The 20,375-nt window shown below is 40.2% G+C and carries 15 protein-coding genes, 1 tRNA gene and 1 rRNA gene (1 of these 17 running past the window's edge); 7 read left to right on the plus strand and 10 right to left on the minus strand.

The window, feature by feature from the left end:
- A 16S ribosomal RNA gene (locus tag A6749_RS06190) occupies positions 1 to 1,202 on the minus strand (it extends 348 nt beyond the left edge of the window).
- Between the two features lie 339 nt (positions 1,203 to 1,541).
- Positions 1,542 to 2,264 carry an MgtC/SapB family protein gene (locus tag A6749_RS06195; protein ID WP_066386261.1) on the minus strand — a complete coding sequence of 241 codons (723 nt, stop codon included), beginning with the start codon at positions 2,262 to 2,264 and terminating at the stop codon, positions 1,542 to 1,544.
- Positions 2,265 to 2,448: 184 nt separating this feature from the next.
- Between A6749_RS06195 and A6749_RS06200 the strand changes: the two genes are divergently transcribed.
- Positions 2,449 to 2,521, plus strand: a tRNA-Ala gene (locus A6749_RS06200).
- A gap of 56 nt (positions 2,522 to 2,577) precedes the next feature.
- Here the strand turns inward: A6749_RS06200 and A6749_RS06205 are convergent.
- The 3 genes from A6749_RS06205 to A6749_RS06215 are packed head-to-tail and all read right to left on the minus strand — an operon-like array spanning position 2,578 to position 5,839.
- A complete protein-coding gene (locus tag A6749_RS06205; RefSeq protein ID WP_066386264.1) occupies positions 2,578 to 3,684 on the minus strand; it encodes a M24 family metallopeptidase in 1,107 nt (368 codons plus the stop codon).
- 24 nt (positions 3,685 to 3,708) lie between these two features.
- Positions 3,709 to 4,713: a proline racemase family protein gene (locus A6749_RS06210; protein ID WP_066386269.1), complete on the minus strand. Its 1,005-nt coding sequence runs from the start codon at positions 4,711 to 4,713 to the stop codon at positions 3,709 to 3,711.
- A gap of 46 nt (positions 4,714 to 4,759) precedes the next feature.
- Complete coding sequence (locus tag A6749_RS06215) at positions 4,760 to 5,839, minus strand: M24 family metallopeptidase (RefSeq protein ID WP_066386275.1); 1,080 nt, start codon at positions 5,837 to 5,839, stop codon at positions 4,760 to 4,762.
- Positions 5,840 to 6,101: 262 nt separating this feature from the next.
- Here A6749_RS06215 and A6749_RS06220 point away from each other — a divergent pair, with 262 nt between their 5' ends.
- A complete protein-coding gene (locus A6749_RS06220; RefSeq protein WP_066386278.1) occupies positions 6,102 to 7,772 on the plus strand; it encodes a peptide ABC transporter substrate-binding protein in 1,671 nt (556 codons plus the stop codon).
- Positions 7,773 to 7,814: 42 nt separating this feature from the next.
- On the opposite strand, the gene A6749_RS29365 is transcribed toward A6749_RS06220, so the two are convergent.
- The 4 genes from A6749_RS29365 to opp3b are packed head-to-tail and all read right to left on the minus strand — an operon-like array spanning position 7,815 to position 12,153.
- Positions 7,815 to 8,153, minus strand: coding sequence for a DUF3899 domain-containing protein (locus A6749_RS29365; RefSeq protein ID WP_066386279.1), 339 nt, complete (start codon positions 8,151 to 8,153; stop codon positions 7,815 to 7,817).
- A gap of 45 nt (positions 8,154 to 8,198) precedes the next feature.
- Positions 8,199 to 10,202 (minus strand): ABC transporter ATP-binding protein, encoded by a 2,004-nt coding sequence (locus A6749_RS29265; protein ID WP_084797647.1) that lies wholly within the window; start codon positions 10,200 to 10,202, stop codon positions 8,199 to 8,201.
- A gap of 11 nt (positions 10,203 to 10,213) precedes the next feature.
- Positions 10,214 to 11,227 (minus strand): oligopeptide ABC transporter permease, encoded by a 1,014-nt coding sequence (gene opp3C, locus A6749_RS06235; protein ID WP_066386287.1) that lies wholly within the window; start codon positions 11,225 to 11,227, stop codon positions 10,214 to 10,216.
- On the minus strand, positions 11,227 to 12,153 hold the full coding sequence (gene opp3b, locus A6749_RS06240) for an oligopeptide ABC transporter permease (RefSeq protein WP_066386288.1): 927 nt from the start codon (positions 12,151 to 12,153) through the stop codon (positions 11,227 to 11,229). The genes opp3C and opp3b overlap by 1 nt, the downstream gene beginning before the upstream one ends.
- Positions 12,154 to 12,472: 319 nt before the next feature.
- On the opposite strand from opp3b, the gene A6749_RS06245 reads away from it, so the two are divergent.
- The 5 genes from A6749_RS06245 (at position 12,473) to opp4C (ending at position 18,172) form a co-directional block, all read left to right on the plus strand.
- Positions 12,473 to 13,462 carry an ABC transporter ATP-binding protein gene (locus A6749_RS06245; protein ID WP_066386290.1) on the plus strand — a complete coding sequence of 330 codons (990 nt, stop codon included), beginning with the start codon at positions 12,473 to 12,475 and terminating at the stop codon, positions 13,460 to 13,462.
- Entirely contained in the window at positions 13,441 to 14,469 is a 1,029-nt protein-coding gene (locus A6749_RS06250) for an ABC transporter ATP-binding protein (protein ID WP_066386291.1), read from the plus strand. The genes A6749_RS06245 and A6749_RS06250 overlap by 22 nt, the downstream gene beginning before the upstream one ends.
- Positions 14,470 to 14,562: 93 nt before the next feature.
- Complete coding sequence (locus tag A6749_RS06255; protein WP_066386295.1) at positions 14,563 to 16,212, plus strand: peptide-binding protein; 1,650 nt, start codon at positions 14,563 to 14,565, stop codon at positions 16,210 to 16,212.
- A 70-nt stretch (positions 16,213 to 16,282) separates the two neighbouring features.
- Positions 16,283 to 17,233, plus strand: coding sequence for an ABC transporter permease (locus A6749_RS06260; RefSeq protein ID WP_066386297.1), 951 nt, complete (start codon positions 16,283 to 16,285; stop codon positions 17,231 to 17,233).
- Positions 17,234 to 17,245: 12 nt separating this feature from the next.
- Positions 17,246 to 18,172 carry an oligopeptide ABC transporter permease gene (opp4C, locus tag A6749_RS06265; RefSeq protein WP_066386302.1) on the plus strand — a complete coding sequence of 309 codons (927 nt, stop codon included), beginning with the start codon at positions 17,246 to 17,248 and terminating at the stop codon, positions 18,170 to 18,172.
- Between the two features lie 60 nt (positions 18,173 to 18,232).
- On the opposite strand, the gene A6749_RS06270 is transcribed toward opp4C, so the two are convergent.
- The gene (locus A6749_RS06270) at positions 18,233 to 20,278 is read right to left on the minus strand and encodes a prolyl oligopeptidase family serine peptidase (protein ID WP_066386304.1); all 2,046 of its coding nucleotides are present in this window, start codon (positions 20,276 to 20,278) and stop codon (positions 18,233 to 18,235) included.
- Positions 20,279 to 20,375 lie beyond the last annotated feature (97 nt).

The following is a 20,375-nucleotide window of genomic DNA, read 5'->3' on the forward strand; positions in this document are numbered from 1 at the left end:
ACGTCATCCCCACCTTCCTCCGGTTTGTCACCGGCAGTCACCTTAGAGTGCCCAACTGAATGCTGGCAACTAAGATCAAGGGTTGCGCTCGTTGCGGGACTTAACCCAACATCTCACGACACGAGCTGACGACAACCATGCACCACCTGTCACTCTGTCCCCCGAAGGGGAAAGTCCTATCTCTAGGAGTGTCAGAGGATGTCAAGACCTGGTAAGGTTCTTCGCGTTGCTTCGAATTAAACCACATGCTCCACCGCTTGTGCGGGCCCCCGTCAATTCCTTTGAGTTTCAGCCTTGCGGCCGTACTCCCCAGGCGGAGTGCTTAATGCGTTAGCTGCAGCACTAAAGGGCGGAAACCCTCTAACACTTAGCACTCATCGTTTACGGCGTGGACTACCAGGGTATCTAATCCTGTTTGCTCCCCACGCTTTCGCGCCTCAGCGTCAGTTACAGACCAGAAAGCCGCCTTCGCCACTGGTGTTCCTCCACATCTCTACGCATTTCACCGCTACACGTGGAATTCCGCTTTCCTCTTCTGCACTCAAGTCCCCCAGTTTCCAATGACCCTCCACGGTTGAGCCGTGGGCTTTCACATCAGACTTAAAGGACCGCCTGCGCGCGCTTTACGCCCAATAATTCCGGACAACGCTTGCCACCTACGTATTACCGCGGCTGCTGGCACGTAGTTAGCCGTGGCTTTCTGGTTAGGTACCGTCAAGGTACCGGCAGTTACTCCGATACTTGTTCTTCCCTAACAACAGAGCTTTACGACCCGAAGGCCTTCATCGCTCACGCGGCGTTGCTCCATCAGACTTTCGTCCATTGTGGAAGATTCCCTACTGCTGCCTCCCGTAGGAGTCTGGGCCGTGTCTCAGTCCCAGTGTGGCCGATCACCCTCTCAGGTCGGCTACGCATCGTTGCCTTGGTGAGCCGTTACCTCACCAACTAGCTAATGCGCCGCGGGCCCATCTGTAAGTGTCAGCCGAAACCGACTTTCAGCTTACCAACATGTGTTGATAAGAATTATCCGGTATTAGCTCCGGTTTCCCGAAGTTATCCCAGTCTTACAGGCAGGTTGCCCACGTGTTACTCACCCGTCCGCCGCTAACTTTTGGGAGCAAGCTCCCGCAAGTTCGCTCGACTTGCATGTATTAGGCACGCCGCCAGCGTTCGTCCTGAGCCAGGATCAAACTCTCCAAGAAAGTTGATTAGCTCATAAATGTTACGTTGGCTTCATCTCATAAAGAGATGAATAATTATTGTTTGTTGACGTTTTTGTTTGTTTAGTTTTCAAAGAACAATTGAGTTGGAATTATTTTTCTTATCCAACATTTTTTCTCAATCGCTCAAAAGCGACTTCTTTAATTTATCATATCCATCTTCTCAGTGTCAACAACTTTTTAAATTTGTTTTTTTCGTTGTTTTACTCTCTCTTGAAGAGGACGAGTCTTAATATATCATGTACAACAAATGATTGCAATATAATTTTTAAAAAAATTATAGAAAAATAAAAAGCCAAGAGATCATCTTGACTTTTATCCTCAGCTCTCAATTTGAACTTTTTGAACATTGCTTAAGTCTTGGAGGTTTTCCATAATTTCAATCTGATTAATTGTATTCGGCACTTTAACTTTAAAAGTATATTTCACAACTGAACCATCCCAATCACTATTTTCCATATTAAATTTTTGTACCTCAAGTTTCTTATCAAGAAATAGCTGATTGATTAGATGGAGATTCTCTTTTTCCCTGTTAATTACAATGGAGATTAAATAACTTTCCTGGGGTACATCTCTTTTTTTGAATAATACCTCTAACTTCGTTTCCAATTTATCTAAGAATAACAATGTTGTTATTATAATAACCGTCACCAATACCGCTTCGAAATACATTCCGACTCCAACCACAAGCCCCAGCCCGGCAACTGTCCAAATGCTTGCGGCCGTTGTTAGTCCTTTTACCGTGACCCCGCCATGGACTAAGATGGTGCCCGCACCAAGAAAACCGATTCCGGAAACAACATAACTGGGAATTCTACTTGGATCATACCTTGTCGACTGTGGATGAGAATTAATAAATTCTTCAAATCCAAATAATGATAGAAGCATTAATAAACAGGATCCTACACCTACTAGTATATGCGTTCTTAGTCCGGCGGGATGGTTTTTAAGCTCTCTTTCAAACCCAATAAATCCGCTTAATAAAACAATTAAGGACAACCGAATGATGATGATTGCCATTTCATTATTAAAAATACTATGCATGCCATACCCCTCCCCAGGTTCCATATCGTTATGTAATGGGTAATTCCCGCTTTTTATAAGTCTATTCTAATAAAGGTTTAACTATTTAGGAAATACTATAAATCGCGCTGACTCCTTCTTTTTTAAATTTACCTCTTGCAAGAAAGATAAATAGCAGATATAATAACTTTTGTATCAAAGATACGGGGGCTTAGCTCAGCTGGGAGAGCGCTTGCATGGCATGCAAGAGGTCGTCGGTTCGATCCCGATAGTCTCCATACTTTCAGATTAGGAAAGCCTGTCATATATATGACAGGCTTTTTATGTTTATACATTAATCTATGCTAGTTAATTCCGTTGGATAGGATGTCAATACTTCTGCTTCACCTTGTTGGTTTATATAAACATTTTCTTCGATCCGCACCCCGCCAAATCCCGGAATGTATATCCCCGGCTCAATCGTAAATAAATAACCTGGTTCTAAGAGCATTTCATTTTTTTCATGAATCGATGGCTCTTCATGAACTTCCATACCTAAACCGTGACCAACTCGATTATTAAAATACTGGCCATACCCATTTTCTTTAATCACATTCCGGGATGCAAGATCGACGGTGGCAGCAGGCACTCCAGCCCTTACAGCATGAATTCCGGCTTGTACCGACTCCCGGACAATATTATAAATCCTTCGTTGTTCGTCGGTTTCTTCTCCCACCACAAAGGTGCGCGTAATATCCGAGCAATATCCATCCAAGAGGACTCCCATATCAATTAATAAAAATTCTCCGTGCTGAATTTTCTTCTGATCTGGGCGACCATGCGGCAAGGATGATTTGCTGCCTGATAAAACTATGGTTGAAAAAGACGGTCCTTCTGCGCCAAATTTTCTCATTAAAAATTCCAATTCAGCCGTTAACTCTAACTCTGACATCCCTGTTTGAAATCGTTTAATTCCTTCGCTTAACACTTTTTCGATTGCATAAACTGCCGTTTGAACCTTAGCGCATTCATCATGAGATTTTTTCATTCTTTCACTAGAAATAAATTCACCAATGTTTTGATAATGAAAATCACCGAAGAAATGTTTTATTTGTTCCCGCTGAAATAAGCTGATATTTTTTGTTTCCAATCCAATTGATTTTACTCCTTCTTCGACTGTATTCTTTAACACCTGGTAAGGGTTGAGATCATCTGAAATTGGAATAATTGTTTCAACCGACGAGCTTTTTTCTGCTTCCTCAAGATCGAGAGCTGGAACGAATAAAAACTTTTTTACTTTACGCAAGTCAATAATTAATGCCATAAATCGTTCATGTGGTTCTGAATTAAAGCCTGTATAGTAATAGACATTTTTCGGGGAATTAATGATTGCTAACTCTATTTGTCTTGCTTCGAGATACTGAACTAATTTAACCAATCTTGTTTCATATTGACTACTCATAATAGCACTCCTATTTCATCATGTTTATCCGAGTAAAAAACCTTGCTTTAACGGATCTCTCGGATCTACTACAAATTGATGGAATCCGGTTATAAATGCCTGACCGGTAACCTTTGGAACAATTGCATCATATTCCGCTACTTTCGTCTTTGACAGTACCTCACCAATAAATTGTCCATCCGTGATGCACTCATGGACGAAGCTTCCACCTTCTTTTAGAACACTATTTTCTACAAGAGTTGCAAGTCGGGCTGAGGTACCTGTACCGCACGGCGATCTGTCTACCTGTTCATCCGCAAAAATGGTCACATTTCTAAGGTCTGCATCCTTTTCTTTTGGATCGTCGGAAAAAATGACGCCATAAATGCCTTTTAGACCATGTTCAAGCGGATGCTTTACATCCATATTGCTTTCTATAAACTGTTTGATTTTCTTTCCCCACGCTTGTATTTTCGGTAAGTCGGTGAAATTCACCTTTAAACCGAATGCCTGGCTATTTACTACCGCATAGAAGGCTCCTCCGAATGCAATATCTACTTGAAATTCATGATTATCTATTTTGACGGGAAGATTCTTTTTAAAGACAAACGAGGGTACATTTTCGAATGAAACAGATTCAACTTGGTTTCCATTGTATTTTGCATAGGCAATAACTTCGCCTGCCGGGCTGTCGATGATAAACTTTTCTTTGCCGCCTGACAGTTCGAAAGCGCCAGTTTCAATTCCGTACGTGACAACAGCTACAATACCGTGTCCGCACATCGTACTCCAGCCTTCATTATGCATAAATAATACACCAAAATCGGCTTGTGGACTTGCAGGAGGTGTAATAATACATCCATACATCCCATGGTGTCCGCGAGGTTCATACATAAGTACCTCGCGGAGATGGTCTAAGTGCTCCATACAGTAGCCTCGCCGTTCTAATTGAGTCCGTCCTTTAATCTCCGGTAATCCTCCGGTAATAATACGAAGCGGTTCTCCGTAAACATGCATATCCACGGTTGTATACATTTTTTTGAAATTCATTTTTTCCCCTCCATTTTATTTTTGCTGAAGATTTGTTTAGCAAAATCTATAAAATTACTAGTTCTTTTGTGGATGGTGTCAATACTTCACGGCCATTTTCGGTAATTAGGATCACGTCCTCGACCCTTGCTCCTCCCATATTAGGTAAATAAATACCCGGTTCAACAGTGATCACCATGTTTTCTGTTAAGGTTTTCTCTTTTAGCACCGAGAAAAGCGGGAGTTCATGGACTTCCAAACCGATTCCATGCCCAGTGCCGGTACCAGAACGATCATTGTAACCATGCATAATAATATTTTCTTTCATTAAGGCATCTACTTCTTGATCTGTTAATCCGGGTTTTAAATTGGCAACACAATTTTTAAATGAAGTAAGAACAACATCATGAATCGTTAACAATTCGGGGGATGGGTTACCAACCGCAATTGTTCTTGAAATATCAGCCCAATAACCTTGATAGTTAGCACCAAAGTCAATGGTTATCATATCGCCATCTTCAATTAGCTTTTCACTTGCCCGGCCATGCGGCATTGATCCACGATAGCCCGAAACAACAGTCGGGGAAAAACCTGTGTTCGTACAACCATGCTCTCTGATAAATGACTCAAGCTCCCTTGCAACATCCAATTCCGATATTCCCGAACGGACAAAGTTTAAAATATGTAAAAACGCACTGTCCGTTACTTCTGCTGCCACTCTTAATTTTTCTATTTCATCTTTTGATTTTATCATCCGTAGATCTTCTATTATTCCGCTTGTTGGCACTAATTCAGCTGAAAATGAAGATTTATTTTTAACAAACATTCCATAAGATAAATGCTCTTGTTCAAATCCAAGCTTGGTGATCTTCATTTGCTTTATCTGTACAGCTGCTTCATCAAAGATTCGCCCTTTGTGGCCTGTGTGACCGGAGTGCAGCACAATCTCATATCCTGTAGCTTGTTGCTGGGCCTGCTCGATATAGCGATAATCAGTTATTAATTTCGCTTCATTTTCAGTAATAAGGATAACGCCATTACTCCCTGTAAAACCGGACATATATACTCTGTTCCATGGATGGATAATCATCATCCCATCAATGCCTAATTCACGAATCTTCTCCCTTAGCCTCTGAACCCGGTCCATTGATTTCACCTCACATTTATTTTTCAAAATTTATAAATGCAATTTTTGTGCCACTGAATTTTTATTTAGAAATTTAAATCAGGACCCAGCAAAGCTATTTCATCATTTAATTTTGTTATACACTTTCAAAATTTTTAGACAATTAACTGTCTATTTTTTTGTACACCCTTTATAAAATGGGTTAAATTCTTTTTATCTTCTATTTGGCATGCTTTTTGCAATATAAATGTCTGAATATTTTAAAAAGGGGGATGAGCAGTAGATGAAAAAGATAGCTTTTGTACTATTTTCACTTCTCATTGTTTTTAGTTTGACTGGATGTTATGGAAAAAGCACTAATTCTAGTAAACCAGTAGGAACAGGCGAAAACGAAAAGGGGCAATCAGCAAACCCTGAAACGCAAACGCTAAATTTATTCGCCGCTAATGAAATTCCAACATTAAAAACAAATGGAATTATTGACGGACTATCAGCAACTATTATGATGAATATTATGGAGGGACTTTACCGTTATGACCCTAACCAGAAGCTTACTCCTGGGATTGCAAAAGATCATGAAGTAAGTGATGATGGTAAAACCTATACTTTCCACTTAAGAGAAGATGCAAAATGGAGCAATGGAACACCAGTAACTGCACACGATTTTGTGTTTGCCTGGAAACGCGCCCTTCATCCGGATACCCTTTCACCTCATGCCTATGAATTAGACAATATTGTAAACGCAATTGAAATCCAAGACAAAAATAATAACCTATATGGAAAAGTTGATGCTTTAGGTGTAAAAGCACTTGATGACGCCACCCTAGAGGTAAAGTTAAAAGAAGCTATTCCATATTTCCTTGATAAATTGACAAATATCGTTTTTTATCCACAAAATGAAGAGTTTATTAAGTCTCAGGGAGATAAATATGCTCTCGAGCCGGACAGCCTGATTTATAACGGTCCTTTTTTACTCGATTCATGGAAGCATGAAGAAGGCTGGGTACTTAAGAAAAATCCATCTTATTGGGACGCAAACAAAGTAAAGCTCCAGACAATTAACTATAAAGTAGTTAAAGATGTATCTGCTGGTGTAAATCTTTATGATTCAAACGCAGTCGACTTCACCAATTTGTCATCTGAGTTTGTTGATTTGTACCGTGATCATCAAGACCTTCAAACAACCATGAAACGAGAAATATATTTTATACGCTTTAATACCCAAAATAAGTATTTAAGCAACCCAAATATTAGGAAAGCTATTGATATGGGATGGGATAAGAAGGAAGCTGCCGAGAAGATTCTTAAAAATGGGTCATTACCTGCATATTTCTTAATTCCAGAGGGACAGGCAGTATCCCCCGATGGTAAAGACTTCAGAAATAAATACGGCAGTTTTCACACAGAAGGTATTGAGAAAGCGAAAGAATACTGGCTAAAAGGGTTAAAAGAATTAGGTACTGACAAGATTGAACTTGAGTTTTTGAGCTATGATGACGGGCAAAGAAAAGCCGTAGCAGAATATATTAAAAATCAACTCGAGAAAAACTTGCCAGGGCTTACGGTTAAAATTAATCAGCAGCCAAATAAACAAAAACTGGCTCTAGAAGCAAAACAAGAATATGATATGACACATTCAGGATGGCGCAGTGATCTAGCAGACCCAATTGATTTTCTGTCCATTCATCTCTCAGATGGTCCTTACAACTGGCAAAGCTATAAAAATAATGAATTTGATAAGTTAATTAAGAAAGCCCAGGTTGATTTTTCAGATTTGGCTGGCCGTATCGCCGATTTACAAGAAGCTGAACGTATTCTAATAGATCAAGACACCGCAATTTCACCAATGTATCAAGCAGGTGAAGCTTATCTTGTTAAACCATACGTAAAAGGAATCGTCGCACACCAAAATTCAACCTATAGTTATAAGTGGACTTTTATTGATGGTAAATAATTAAAGTAAAACGCCTGGGTTATCAAAACCCAGGCGTTTTACTTATATAATTGATGTCATAAGTGTAAATAGAAACATAATTCCTCCCGAAATAAGGAGAGAAAACGTGATGGAATAATTCCCCCTATTTTTTACTGAAGGAGTTTGCAAATCACTAATTTGTTCGGCAACATAACCATCCACTTTTGAGAATTTCTTATTAAACTTTGTAAAACTATAAATAATCCCATTAAACATCCCCCCTTTAAATACTAACAAGCTGGCGCCAGCCATAAGCATAAATAAGGAAATGAAAAATAAATAATTTATGAATTTCACCCAAGATACATGCCCTATAATCAATGATGATATTACGGACAAAACGATTACTGAAAGGGTCATTTTTATAATATTACTGATAATTTGGTCACCCTTTTCTAACGGGATTTAAATAACCTTTGATCCTTGTTTTTTTATTTTAGAATATTCAAGTTCGGTACATGCCACCCAATGGCCATTTTTTACTTCCCTTAATATAGGTTCTTCTCCCTCGCCACTCCATGCAAATTTAGTATCAAACTTAATTCTCCTACGATGACGTTCAATATTTGGATCTGGTACCGGAATTGCGGATAGGAGAGATTTCGTATAAGGATGCAATGGATTTTGATACAGTTCGTCACTTCCGGCCAACTCAACAATTCTTCCCTTATACATGACGCCAATCCGGTCACTAATATATTTTACCATCGAAAGATCATGGGCAATAAATAAATAGGTAAGCCCTTTTTCCTTTTGCAGCCTTTTCATTAAATTGACAACTTGTGCCTGAATGGAGACATCAAGGGCGGAAATTGGTTCGTCTGCAATAATAAATTCGGGATTTACGGCTAATGCTCTTGCAATCCCTATTCGCTGGCGCTGCCCACCGCTAAATTCATGTGGATAACGATTCACATGTTCTCTGCTTAGTCCTACAGTTTCTAGAAGCTCATATACACTTTCAATTTTCTCCTTTTTATTGCTATACAGCCCGTGAATATCCATTCCTTCAGAAATAATGTCTGCCACGGTAAGTCGGGGATTTAACGACGAGTAAGGATCTTGAAATATCATTTGGATTTTCTGATTAAGAGCCTGCAATTGACTATCCGACTTTTTTCCAAAAATACTTTCGTTATTGTAAAAAACATCACCATCTGTGGCACGGTATAAACGGCTTATGATTCTTCCTGTTGTTGATTTTCCACATCCCGATTCTCCAACTAGACCAAAGGTTTCGCCTTTAAATATTTCAAAGTTTAATCCATCCACCGCTTTCAAAATTTGATTTTTTCCGCTCCGGAAATATTTCTTTAAATTCCTTATCTCTAGAAGTTTCTCTTTCGAATCCGTTTTTTTTTGAACACAAGTTTTTGTTGTCTCAGGAGAAGCAGAATGGTCTTGTATTCTCATCTTTTCTGGCGGAATAACTTGCGGCGCCTTCTCATGTAATAACCATGTTGCTGCATAATGAGTATCTGATACTTTATACATTGGCGGTTCTAAGTGATAATCGATTTCCAAAGCATATTTATTTCGGGGTGCAAATGCATCCCCAGCGGGCGGCTTTAATAAGTCTGGCGGTGTTCCAGGAATAGTAATTAATTCTTCATCACGATAATTTACATTTGGCATCGCACCAAGAAGACCCCATGTATACGGATGCCGCGGGTTATAAAATACTTCATCGACGGTTCCGATTTCAATAATTTTTCCGGCATACATTACCGCTACACGATCAGCAATATTAGCCACTACACCTAAATCGTGAGTGATAAATATAATCGCGGTCCCCATTTTTTTCTGAAGATCCTTTAATAAATCTAAAATTTGTGCTTGGATTGTAACATCCAAGGCAGTTGTTGGCTCATCAGCGATTAAAATTTTAGGATTACACGAAATGGCCATTGCTATGACAACCCGCTGTCTCATTCCGCCGGAAAATTGATGTGGATAATCAGAAAATCTTTTTGCCGCGTTTGGAATTCCAACCATTTCAAGCAGTTCAATTGTTTTTTCTTTCGCCTGTTTATTTGGCAGTCTTTGATGCTTTAAAATACTTTCCATAATCTGTTTCCCAATTGTCATGGTTGGATTAAGGGATGTCATAGGATCTTGGAAAATCATTGAAATATCAGATCCCCGAATGCTTTGCATTTGTTTTTCTGATAAAGCTACGAGATTCTTCCCTTCATACAGAATTTCCCCACAGGTTATTCGTCCGGGAGGATTTGGCAATAACCTCATTAGACTCTTGGAGGTAACCGATTTTCCCGATCCTGATTCTCCAACAATGGCAAGTGTCTCGCCTTTATTAAGATGAAAAGAAACACTTCTTACTGCTTTGACTTCACCTGCATAGGTGTCAAAGGATACTTGCAAATCTTTAATATCTAGTATTTTTTCCACAACCTTGCCCCCTATTTGCGCATTTTAGGATCCAAGGCATCTCGGAGCCCGTCTCCTGCCAAGTTAAAACTGATCATGATCAAACTAATAATAATCGCCGAAAAAGTAAGCATATGTGGATAAATCCGTAAGAATTTATAACCATCATTTATTAAGGTTCCTAAGGAAGCGATTGGCGGCTGAAGCCCAAGACCTATGAAACTCAAAAATGCTTCAGTAAAAATAGCTGTTGGAATAGTGAACATCGTTGTAATGATAATAGGCCCCAGGGAATTGGGAATTAAATGTCTCAAAATCATCCTTGTGTTCTTTGCTCCTAACGTTTTGGAGGCTAAAACATACTCCTGTTCTTTTAGCTTTAGAACCTGTCCGCGAACAATTCTAGCCATTCCTACCCATCCTGTTATAACCATTGCTAAAGTAATGGTTATAATCCCTGGCTGCAAAACCAAGATTAACAGGATTACAACAATTAAATGTGGAATACCTACTAAAACTTCAATAACCCTTTGCATGATATTATCGATTCGACCGCCATAATACGCTGAAATACCACCATAAGCCACACCGATAAGTAAATCAATGGCCGCTGCCAAGAAGGCAATATATAAGGAGATGCGTGTTCCTTCCCAGATTCGCGTCCAAAGGTCTCTGCCCAAATTATCTGTCCCAAACCAGTAATATTCAGAAACATTATTTTCTTTATATTTATCTACCCCCTTTATATCAACACCGCTAAAACCAAGCCAAGAGATATTTTCCAAGACTGGTATTTTAGGTGGTAAATTTGCACGGGATAAATTTTGTTCATCATAACCGTGATTATTGGCATATGGTCCAAATAACGCTAGAAGCAAAATGATAGAGATAAGAATTAACCCCGTTAAAGCTGCCTTATTTTTACGAAAACGTCTCCACACATCCTGCCAATATGTATTAGCAGGACGCGTGATCTGATCTGCGGAACTTCTCTTCTTTGCGGGTAAAAACCATTCTTCTGACAGCTCTTTATTTTTTATTATCATTATCTGGCCCCTCCTGATAATCTAATTCTTGGGTCGATAATTCCGTAAAGGATGTCTACAATCAAAACAATCCCAATAAATAGAATGCTATAAAACAAGGTTACCCCCATGATTACCGGAAAATCATTCGTCATAATGGACTTAACAAACTGCTCACCAAGTCCCGGCACACTAAAGATTTTCTCTATTACTAATGTCCCCGTTAATAACGATACTGCCATTGGCCCTAATATTGTTACAATTGGTATTGCCGCATTACGGAGACTGTGTTTTAAAATAATTGAAAAACTGTTCAACCCTTTTGCCCGCGCTGTTACAATATAATCTTGACCTACTACTTCAAGCATTTCTGTCCGCATGAATCTAGCAATTGTCGCAACCACAAAAACCGCTAATGAAATTGTCGGTAAAATGGAATATTCAAAGCCTTCCCAAAAGGCAACAGGCAGCCATTGGAGACGAACTCCAACCCAATATTGAAGCAATCCCGCAAAGACAAAATTAGGTACCGATATGCCTATAACCGAGATGATCATTGAACCGTAATCAATAGCGGTATTATGTTTTAGTGCAGCAATAATCCCTAAAATGATTCCAAACACTGTTCCGACTATTAACGATTGTGCCCCCAGTACAGCAGATGCCCCAATACGCTCACCGATGATATCCGAAACGGAGCGCCCGTCATATTGAAACGAAACACCAAAATCCCCCTTAAAGATATTTTTCATGTAAGTAATGTATTGCAGCGGTACAGGTTCATCCAACCCATATCTTTCATATAGCCTTTCTTTCTGTGTTTCTGATAATCTTTCATCATTAAACGGTGACCCCGGCAATGTTTGCATTAATAAAAATGTAAAAGTTGCAATTACTAAAAAAGTAACTAGCATATATCCTATTCTGCTAAAAATATACTTCAACAAAATTTCGACACCCCCGTTATTTTCATATACCTAATTACCTTTTACCTCTTGCAAATTCTATACCAACTTTTTTCTAACACTATTCTGAATGTTTTAATAATTAATCCCGGGAATGAACTGTCCAATAACCTAGACACGAATATGTATAATATTTGGAAAAATGTAAAAAAAGTTATACATCGTTTGCTCCCTTTAATATCCAGTAACAATAATGACCCTCTGTTATCTATCAAATGGCACAATTATTGCATCAGTCAAAGGTAGAATTTTTTAAATTTTTAATAAAATCATTTCTACTACAAAAGCAGCGGGGTGAATTATGACTAATTTACTTGAAGTACAAGATCTAACCACTTTTTTTGACTATAAAAAAGGAAAGGTAACCGTCGTAGAGAATGTGAATTTTGCAATCAAAAAAGGGGAAACAGTTGCTCTCGTCGGTGAATCCGGCTGCGGAAAAAGCATGACCTCCCTTTCTATCATGGGACTAGTCCCCACACCTGGGGCGATTGACGGCAATATTCAATTTAACGGAGTCAATCTATCCAAGTTAAGTGAAGATGAGATGTGCAAAATTCGCGGCAAAGAGGTCTCGATGATTTTCCAAGAGCCAATGACTTCGCTTAACCCTGTTATGACTATTGGTGAACAGCTGGCGGAGGTATTGGTATACCACCAGAAGATGAAACATTCAGAGGCTATGAAGAAGGCAATTGAACTATTAAAGCTGGTTGGTTTTTCGCGGGCAGAGGAAATCGTTAAAGATTACCCCCACCGTTTATCCGGCGGGATGAGGCAAAGGGTCATGATTGCCATGGCAATGAGCTGTAACCCGAAACTATTAATTGCCGATGAGCCGACAACCGCTTTGGATGTAACCGTCCAGGCACAAATATTAGATTTAATGAAAGAATTGAGTCAAAAATTCGATACATCGATTTTATTAATCACACATGATTTAGGGGTCGTATCTGAATTGGCTGAACGGGTGATTGTCATGTATGCCGGACAAGTTGTTGAACAAGCAAGCATTGAAGACCTATTCGATGCCCCTAAACATCCTTACACAATTGGCTTAATTCAATCGATTCCACAAATTGAGGGAGAAATCAATCGGCTTTCTTCCATTCCAGGAAATGTTCCAACTCCTGATAATATGCCAAAGGGATGCAGATTTTCACCAAGATGCAGTAAAGCATTCGTCCGCTGTTTTGAAGAAAATCCTTCTTTGAAAGATTTGGGATCACCCCATTTAGTTAGGTGTTTTTTGTATGAGGAGGAGACGGCATGTACACAGGTAAGCAATTAAACCAAAACGAAAGACCTAAGCCTTCAAGTGAACCGGAAATTTTGCATGTAAAAGATTTAAAAAAATACTTTCCGATTAAGGCGGGGATCATGCAAAAAACCGTCGGACATGTGAAAGCTGTTGATGGCGTGAATTTGACAGTTAAAAAAGGGGAAACTTTAGGGATTGTCGGCGAATCCGGCTGCGGAAAATCCACTTTTGGCAGAACGCTTATAAGGCTGTATGAACCGACCGATGGCAGCATTCATTTTAATAATACTGATATTACCAGTTTAAAAGAAAATCAGCTTAGAAGGATGATAAGACGGCAAATTCAAATGATTTTTCAAGACCCGTTTGCCTCTCTCAATCCGAGAAAAACAGTTGGTAAAATTCTGCTTGAGCCATTAGCGGCCCATCAGCTTTACAGGAGCAATAACGAAAGATGGGAAAAAGTTGAAGAACTGCTTGAAACCGTAGGACTTAATCGTACATACAAAGACCGTTATCCTCATGAATTCTCCGGAGGGCAGCGGCAGAGAATCGGAATTGCCCGAGCCCTAGCACTCAAACCGGAATTAATTATTGCAGACGAGCCTGTTTCAGCACTGGATGTTTCCATTCAGGCGCAAATCATTAATTTAATGGAAGACCTGCAATCTGAATTTGGGTTAACGTATATTTTCATCTCGCATGACTTAAGTGTTGTCCGCCATATTTCTGACCGTGTTGGTGTAATGTATTTAGGAAAAATGATGGAACTGGCAAATAAGGAGGACCTATTTGCGAATCCGCTTCACCCATATACTAGGGCACTCATGTCGGCTGTCCCTGTTCCCCGGAAAAATGGACTGGCAAAGCGGGAACGGATCATCCTTACCGGAGATCTGCCAAGTCCGGCAAATCCGCCAAAAGGATGTGTGTTCCATACAAGATGCCCACATGCCATGCCAGCCTGCCGTGAAGCAGTCCCTGCCTTTAAAGAAGTGCAGCCAAACCATTTCATCGCTTGTCATCTTTATGAATAAGACGGTTGGGCTTTCCTTAAAAGGGGGTGATGCTGTAAGCGCTCTTATCATTTCATTAGATTAGGTATGTTAAAAAGATATGGAGGGGTAAATTTGAAAAAGAAATCATCTGTATTTAGTTTAGGATCGCTATTGTTAATACTTTTCCTACTAATCACAGGGTGTTCGGCTGAAACATCAACTGACTATGGAAGCAACACGAAAAAAGACGGCACAAAGAGCGGTAAAGAAGAAGTCCAGCAAGGCGGTACCTTAGTCCTTGGAACAACCGCGTCACCTACGCTGTTTAATCCGTTATACTCTACCGACACATCCAGTTCAATGATTGAAGGATTTATCTACAGCGGTCTTGTGACAATCGACCGAGAATTCAATCCGGTTCCGGACCTGGCTGAAAAATGGGAGAACTCGGACGACGGTTTAACATGGACTTTCCAATTACGAAAAGGTGTGAAATGGCATGATGGCAAGGACTTCACGGCAGATGATGTCGTCTTTACCTATAGCATTCCATTAAGCAAGGATTATAAAGGACCACGGGGCCTATCGTTCGAAACCATTACAAAAGTGGAAAAAGTGGATGATTACACAGTAAAAATAACTTTGAAAGAACCGTATGCTCCGTTTCTGGCTTTCGTTGGAACAAGCGGGATTCTGCCAAAGCATATTCTAGGCGATGTTCCAATTCAGGATTTAGGTAAACACGAATTTAATACAAAAAATCCAATTGGGACTGGTCCATTCAAGTTTGAAGAGTGGAAAGACGGCGAATATATTAAGTTAGCCGCAAATGATGATTATTTTCTTGGCAAACCAAAGTTAGACGGGATTATCGACAAAATTGTTCCAGACTCAAATGCATTAATGGCTCAAATGCAAACGGGAGAAATCAGTTTAACGAGTATTGCACCTGAACAAATGGAATCGGCAAAAAAATTAGAAGAGCAAGGAAAAGTAAAAATACTTTCGGGTCCAAGCAACTCATGGGAGTATCTCGGCTATAACCTAAGAAACCCATTATTTAAAGACCGTAATGTCCGTATTGCCTTAACACATGCGATCGACAAGGAATCGATTGTTAAAGCCATTTTAAACGGAGATGGCACGGTTGCACATGGACCAGGAAGTCCGGCAAACTGGGCCTTCAATGAGAATATGCCGAAATTTGAATACGATGTGAATAAAGCAAAAGAATTATTAAAAGAGGCCGGCTGGGAGAAAGGTTCTGACGGCATCCTGCAAAAGGACGGCAAGAAATTTGAATTCACGATTAAAACAACTTCAGCTAATGAAACACGACAAAAAATTGCTCAGGTTGTGCAAGAACAATTTAAACAGATTGGAATTAAGGCTAACATTCAATTGTTAGAATGGAGTGCTTATGTAAAAGAAACTAGCCCTCCTAATTGGAACTTTGATGCCATTGTAGCCGGCTGGTCAATTGGAAGCGACCCAGACCCGACCTGGTTCTGGGATACAAATGAAATTGAAAAAGGGCTAAACTATCAAGCTTATTCAAATCAAAAGGTTGATGAGCTTGTTCGAGAAAATACAAGAATCGTAGACCAACAGGAACGCCTAAAAATCATGCATGAGGTGGATCAAATAGTGGCAGAAGACCAGCCAGCGACATTCCTATACTATCCAAACGGACATATGATAATAAATCCTAAGCTTCATGGCCCGATATATAATACTGCAAACACTTATTTTGAAATTGAAAAATGGTACTTTGAAAAATAATAGTCGGGGACGCGGAAGGGCAGTTCAGCCCTTCCGTGTTTCTTCAAAATCATGTTAAGGAGGAGAACCAATGCTCTCATATATAATCCGCCGTACGATGCTCTCCATTCCGTTGCTTCTCGGGATTACAATGCTTGCTTTCTTGATTATTAAGCTTGCACCCGGTGACCCGACAGCGCTTTTAATCGACCCCAGAATTAAAGCGGAGAATTTAGAAGGATTTAAGGAATTATATGGCCTAAATGACCCCATTTATGTCCAATATTTTAGATGGTTAGGGCAGATGATTCAAGGGAACTTCGGGGAATCTCTAATACGACAAGGAATACCTGTCAGCGAAATGATTATGGGCAGACTTCCGAACACTTTGTTATTAATGGGTGTTTCTACTTTAATAGCTGTGTTGATTTCCATTCCTTTAGGTGTGCTTTCAGCAACAAAACAAAATACTCTTACTGATTATTCGATTACATTTGGCTCCTTTTTAGGGCTTGCTACCCCAAGTTTTTGGATTGGCATTATGCTTATAATGGTATTTGCTGTTAACTTACCTTGGTTTCCGACAGGCGGAGTGGCTACGCTAAATGCGCCATTCAGCATATGGGACAGGATCCACCATTTAATTTTACCTGCTTTCGTTCTCTCAATCGCTGATTTGGCTGGACTCATCCGCTATTCACGCTCAAGTATGATTGAAGTGCTGCGGCAGGATTACATAAGAACTGCAAGAGCAAAAGGATTCAAAAAGCGAAAAGTCATTTTTAAACACGGACTGCGCAATGGATTAATACCGATTATCACCATTTTCGGCCTGATGCTGCCCTCTTTTATCGGCGGGTCTGTTATTGTAGAAAAAATATTTAGCTGGCCGGGGATCGGTTTATTATTTTTCGATGCCGCCTTTCAACGAGATTATCCGGTTATTATGGCCATCACCGTGATTGCCGCTGCGCTGGTCGTCATCGGGAATTTGCTGGCTGATATCTTGTACTGCATCTTTGACCCGAGAATCGAATATTAGGAGGAATTACCAATGTCTTTACCCCAAGAGAAAGTAACAGCCAATACGGCTCGCCCATTATTGGTGCCATCACAAAATATACCAAAACCGCCTGACACAATGCGAAAGATTATTTTCCGCAGCTTTATGAAAAATAAGCTGGCAGTGGCGGGCGCCGTTTTTTTGATTATTGTCATTGGGGCGGCCATTTTTGCACCGCTTTTGGCTCCTTTTGACCCAAGTCATCAATCATTATTAGATAAGCTTGCCAAACCGGGTAAAAAGTACTTACTTGGAGCAGATACGCTTGGCCGGGATACGCTGAGCCGTCTTCTATATGGGGCCCGGGTTTCATTGATGGTCGGTTTCTTATCGGTTGCAGGCTCAATATTTATCGGCACCCTTGTAGGATCCATTGCAGGGTACTACGGAGGATTCATCGATGCGATTCTTATGCGTTTTGTTGACGTTGTTATTTCCTTTCCATCCCTTTTCTTATTGATTACACTGGTAACTATTTTTCAGCCGAGCTTAACAACTTTGATCATGGTCTTCGCTTTATTTGGCTGGACAGGAACGGCACGATTAGTCCGGGGGGAGTTTCTCACATTACGGACACGTGAATTCGTGTTAGCTGCCAAAACCATGGGGATTCGCAGTTCAAGAATTATTTTTTCACATATCTTGCCGAATGCCATGGGGCCGATTATTGTTTCAGCAACGCTAGGCGTAGGGGGAGTTATTCTAGGGGAATCAGCCTTAAGTTATTTAGGATTAGGCGTCCAGCCGCCAACACCAAGCTGGGGAAATATGCTCCAGGACGCGCAAAATTTTAATATCTTGATTACTTCATGGTGGTACCCTTTATTTCCAGGCCTCTTAATTTTGCTTACTGTTTTAGCGTTTAACTTTGTAGGGGACGGCCTACGTGATGCCTTTGACCCTAGAATGAAAGAATAAATGATGACAAAAGGCACCGGACAAGGGTGCCTTTTTTTACACTATGCTAAAGATGATGTGTTAAAGATCAAGCCTCAATTCCTTAAACAAGAACGTGTACAGGTCTGTCTGTTCTTCAATAACTTTTGAAGTCGGTTTACCAAGTCCGTGCCCGGCATTTTTTTCAACCCTTAATAATATCGGATTGGTTCCGCTCTGGACCGCTTGTAAGGCTGCAGCAAATTTCTTGGCATGCAGCGGGACAACGCGATCATCGGTATCCGCCGTGGTAATGAGTGTCGGCGGATATTCTACACCTTCTTTAACATTGTGCAAAGGTGAGTATTTGAACATAAAATTAAATTGCTCGGGATTTGTTTCGGCATTGCCGAATTCAGTTGTCCAAAAACGCCCCACTGTAAAGCGGTGAAACCTTAACATATCGGTTACCGGTACAAGACAAAGCGCGGCACCATATAAGTCAGGCCGCTGGGTGATACATGCCCCAACAAGCATACCGCCGTTGCTAGCTCCCATGATGGCGATTCTTTTTGGATTGGTATATTGATTTTCGATTAACCACTCGGCAGCAGCAATGAAATCATCGAATGAGTTTTGTTTCTTTTCTAGAATCCCTTCCAGGTGCCAATCCTCGCCAAACTCACCGCCGCCGCGAATATTGGCGACTGCATATATTCCCCCTGATTGAATCCACATTCTTTGAGCAGGTGAGAAACTTGGAGTCAGGCTGATATTATAGCCGCCGTAACCGTATAGTAACACCGGATGGTCAGCTGTATAGTCGAGGTCTTTTTTATGAGTTAGAAACATCGGAATCTTCGTTCCATCTTTAGAACGATACCAAACTTGATTCGTTTCATAAGCATCTGCCTCATTCTGCTCAGCCGTTTCAAACACAGGGGTTATCTGATAATTTTTCATATCACACTTGATCATTTTAGTTGGATACAGGAAAGATGTATAGCCGGCAAACATTTCCTGAGAAGACTTCTCGCCCGTGATACCTGTAACTGTAATATAAGACGGCAATGAAATTTCCTGTTGAAATACTCCATTTTTGTCATAAACCTTTAATCGATCATAGGCATTATGCATCGAACAAACAACAAACTTGTGGTCAATTATTTTTATAAAGGAAATAGGATCCTCTTGTTCCGAAATCAGTTCCTGCCAATTTTCCATTTTCGGACGATGAAGATTTACTGAAATTACTTTTCCTTTCGGTGTATCACGATTGGTTAAAAAGTAAAAATCCACACCGTCATTTCCCAGAAAAGTATAATAAGCTTCTCCGTCATTAATAAGCGGGATAAATTCCCCTTTTCCTTCCACCTCTTGATAATAAATTCGGTTCTTCGGCTCGGTTCCATTAAATACGGTTAATAGTAAGTATTTATCATCATCAGAAAACCTAGGTGCAAAAGAAAATTCTTTGTGTCCAGGGTCTTCATAAACTAAACGATCTTCTTCCTGGTCCGTCCCGACCTGGTGCCAGTATACTCGATTGTAAAAGCTCTCCTCTTCCGGAGGAACGGTTCCTGGCTGTGGATAGCGATTATAATAGAAACCTCGCCTATTCTTGTTCCAAGCAAAACTGCTAAACTTGCACCCTTTCAATACCTCTGGGAAATCCTTGCCTGTTATTAGATCGCGGATTCTTACCTCCTGCCAATCACTTCCGTTGTAAGAAATGGCATAAACCATCTTTGAACCGTCGTCGTTAAAAGTAATATTTGTGATCGCTGCTGTTCCTTCCTCATTTAAGCTGTTAGGATCGAGGACAATTTCGATGTCATCTTTCTCCAGCGATTTAGATCGATAAAAAATTGACTGATTCAAGAGACCATCGTTTTTATGAAAATAATAATAATCCCCCTCCTTTTGCGGTAACGAATATTTTGCGTAATTCTGCAGATTTGTTAAGGTTTCCTTTACCTGTTCCCTTTCTGTAAAGCTACTTAAATATTGATTTGTTCTGTGATTCTGTGCCTCCGTCCATTCCCGTGACTCTTGTGAATCGGCATCCTCGAGCCAACGGTACGGATCTGCCACCTCTACGCCATGAAAATTCTCGACAATATGATCTTTCTTTGTAAATAGCGTCATCCTTATTCCTCCCAAAAATTATTATGTATTTACGCTTGGATTATATTTATATAGGTAGAAACGGACAGCTCAAATTTTTTTAAGCTGTCCGTATTCC

This window comes from Neobacillus mesonae (genome assembly GCF_001636315.1).
Taxonomy (GTDB): domain Bacteria; phylum Bacillota; class Bacilli; order Bacillales; family Cytobacillaceae; genus Neobacillus; species Neobacillus mesonae.

What these genes read in the sequence shown, in the direction of transcription:
- A6749_RS06250 (WP_066386291.1), top strand. Translation starts at nt 13,441, where the DNA reads ATGTACACAGGTAAGCAATTAAACCAAAACGAAAGACCTAAGCCTTCA.
- A6749_RS06195 (WP_066386261.1), bottom strand. Translation starts at nt 2,264, where the DNA reads ATGCATAGTATTTTTAATAATGAAATGGCAATCATCATCATTCGGTTG.
- A6749_RS06205 (WP_066386264.1), bottom strand. Translation starts at nt 3,684, where the DNA reads ATGAGTAGTCAATATGAAACAAGATTGGTTAAATTAGTTCAGTATCTC.
- A6749_RS06260 (WP_066386297.1), top strand. Translation starts at nt 16,283, where the DNA reads ATGCTCTCATATATAATCCGCCGTACGATGCTCTCCATTCCGTTGCTT.
- A6749_RS29365 (WP_066386279.1), bottom strand. Translation starts at nt 8,153, where the DNA reads ATGACCCTTTCAGTAATCGTTTTGTCCGTAATATCATCATTGATTATA.
- opp4C (WP_066386302.1), top strand. Translation starts at nt 17,246, where the DNA reads ATGTCTTTACCCCAAGAGAAAGTAACAGCCAATACGGCTCGCCCATTA.
- opp3C (WP_066386287.1), bottom strand. Translation starts at nt 11,227, where the DNA reads ATGATAATAAAAAATAAAGAGCTGTCAGAAGAATGGTTTTTACCCGCA.
- A6749_RS06245 (WP_066386290.1), top strand. Translation starts at nt 12,473, where the DNA reads ATGACTAATTTACTTGAAGTACAAGATCTAACCACTTTTTTTGACTAT.
- A6749_RS06210 (WP_066386269.1), bottom strand. Translation starts at nt 4,713, where the DNA reads ATGAATTTCAAAAAAATGTATACAACCGTGGATATGCATGTTTACGGA.
- A6749_RS06270 (WP_066386304.1), bottom strand. Translation starts at nt 20,278, where the DNA reads ATGACGCTATTTACAAAGAAAGATCATATTGTCGAGAATTTTCATGGC.
- A6749_RS06220 (WP_066386278.1), top strand. Translation starts at nt 6,102, where the DNA reads ATGAAAAAGATAGCTTTTGTACTATTTTCACTTCTCATTGTTTTTAGT.
- A6749_RS06215 (WP_066386275.1), bottom strand. Translation starts at nt 5,839, where the DNA reads ATGGACCGGGTTCAGAGGCTAAGGGAGAAGATTCGTGAATTAGGCATT.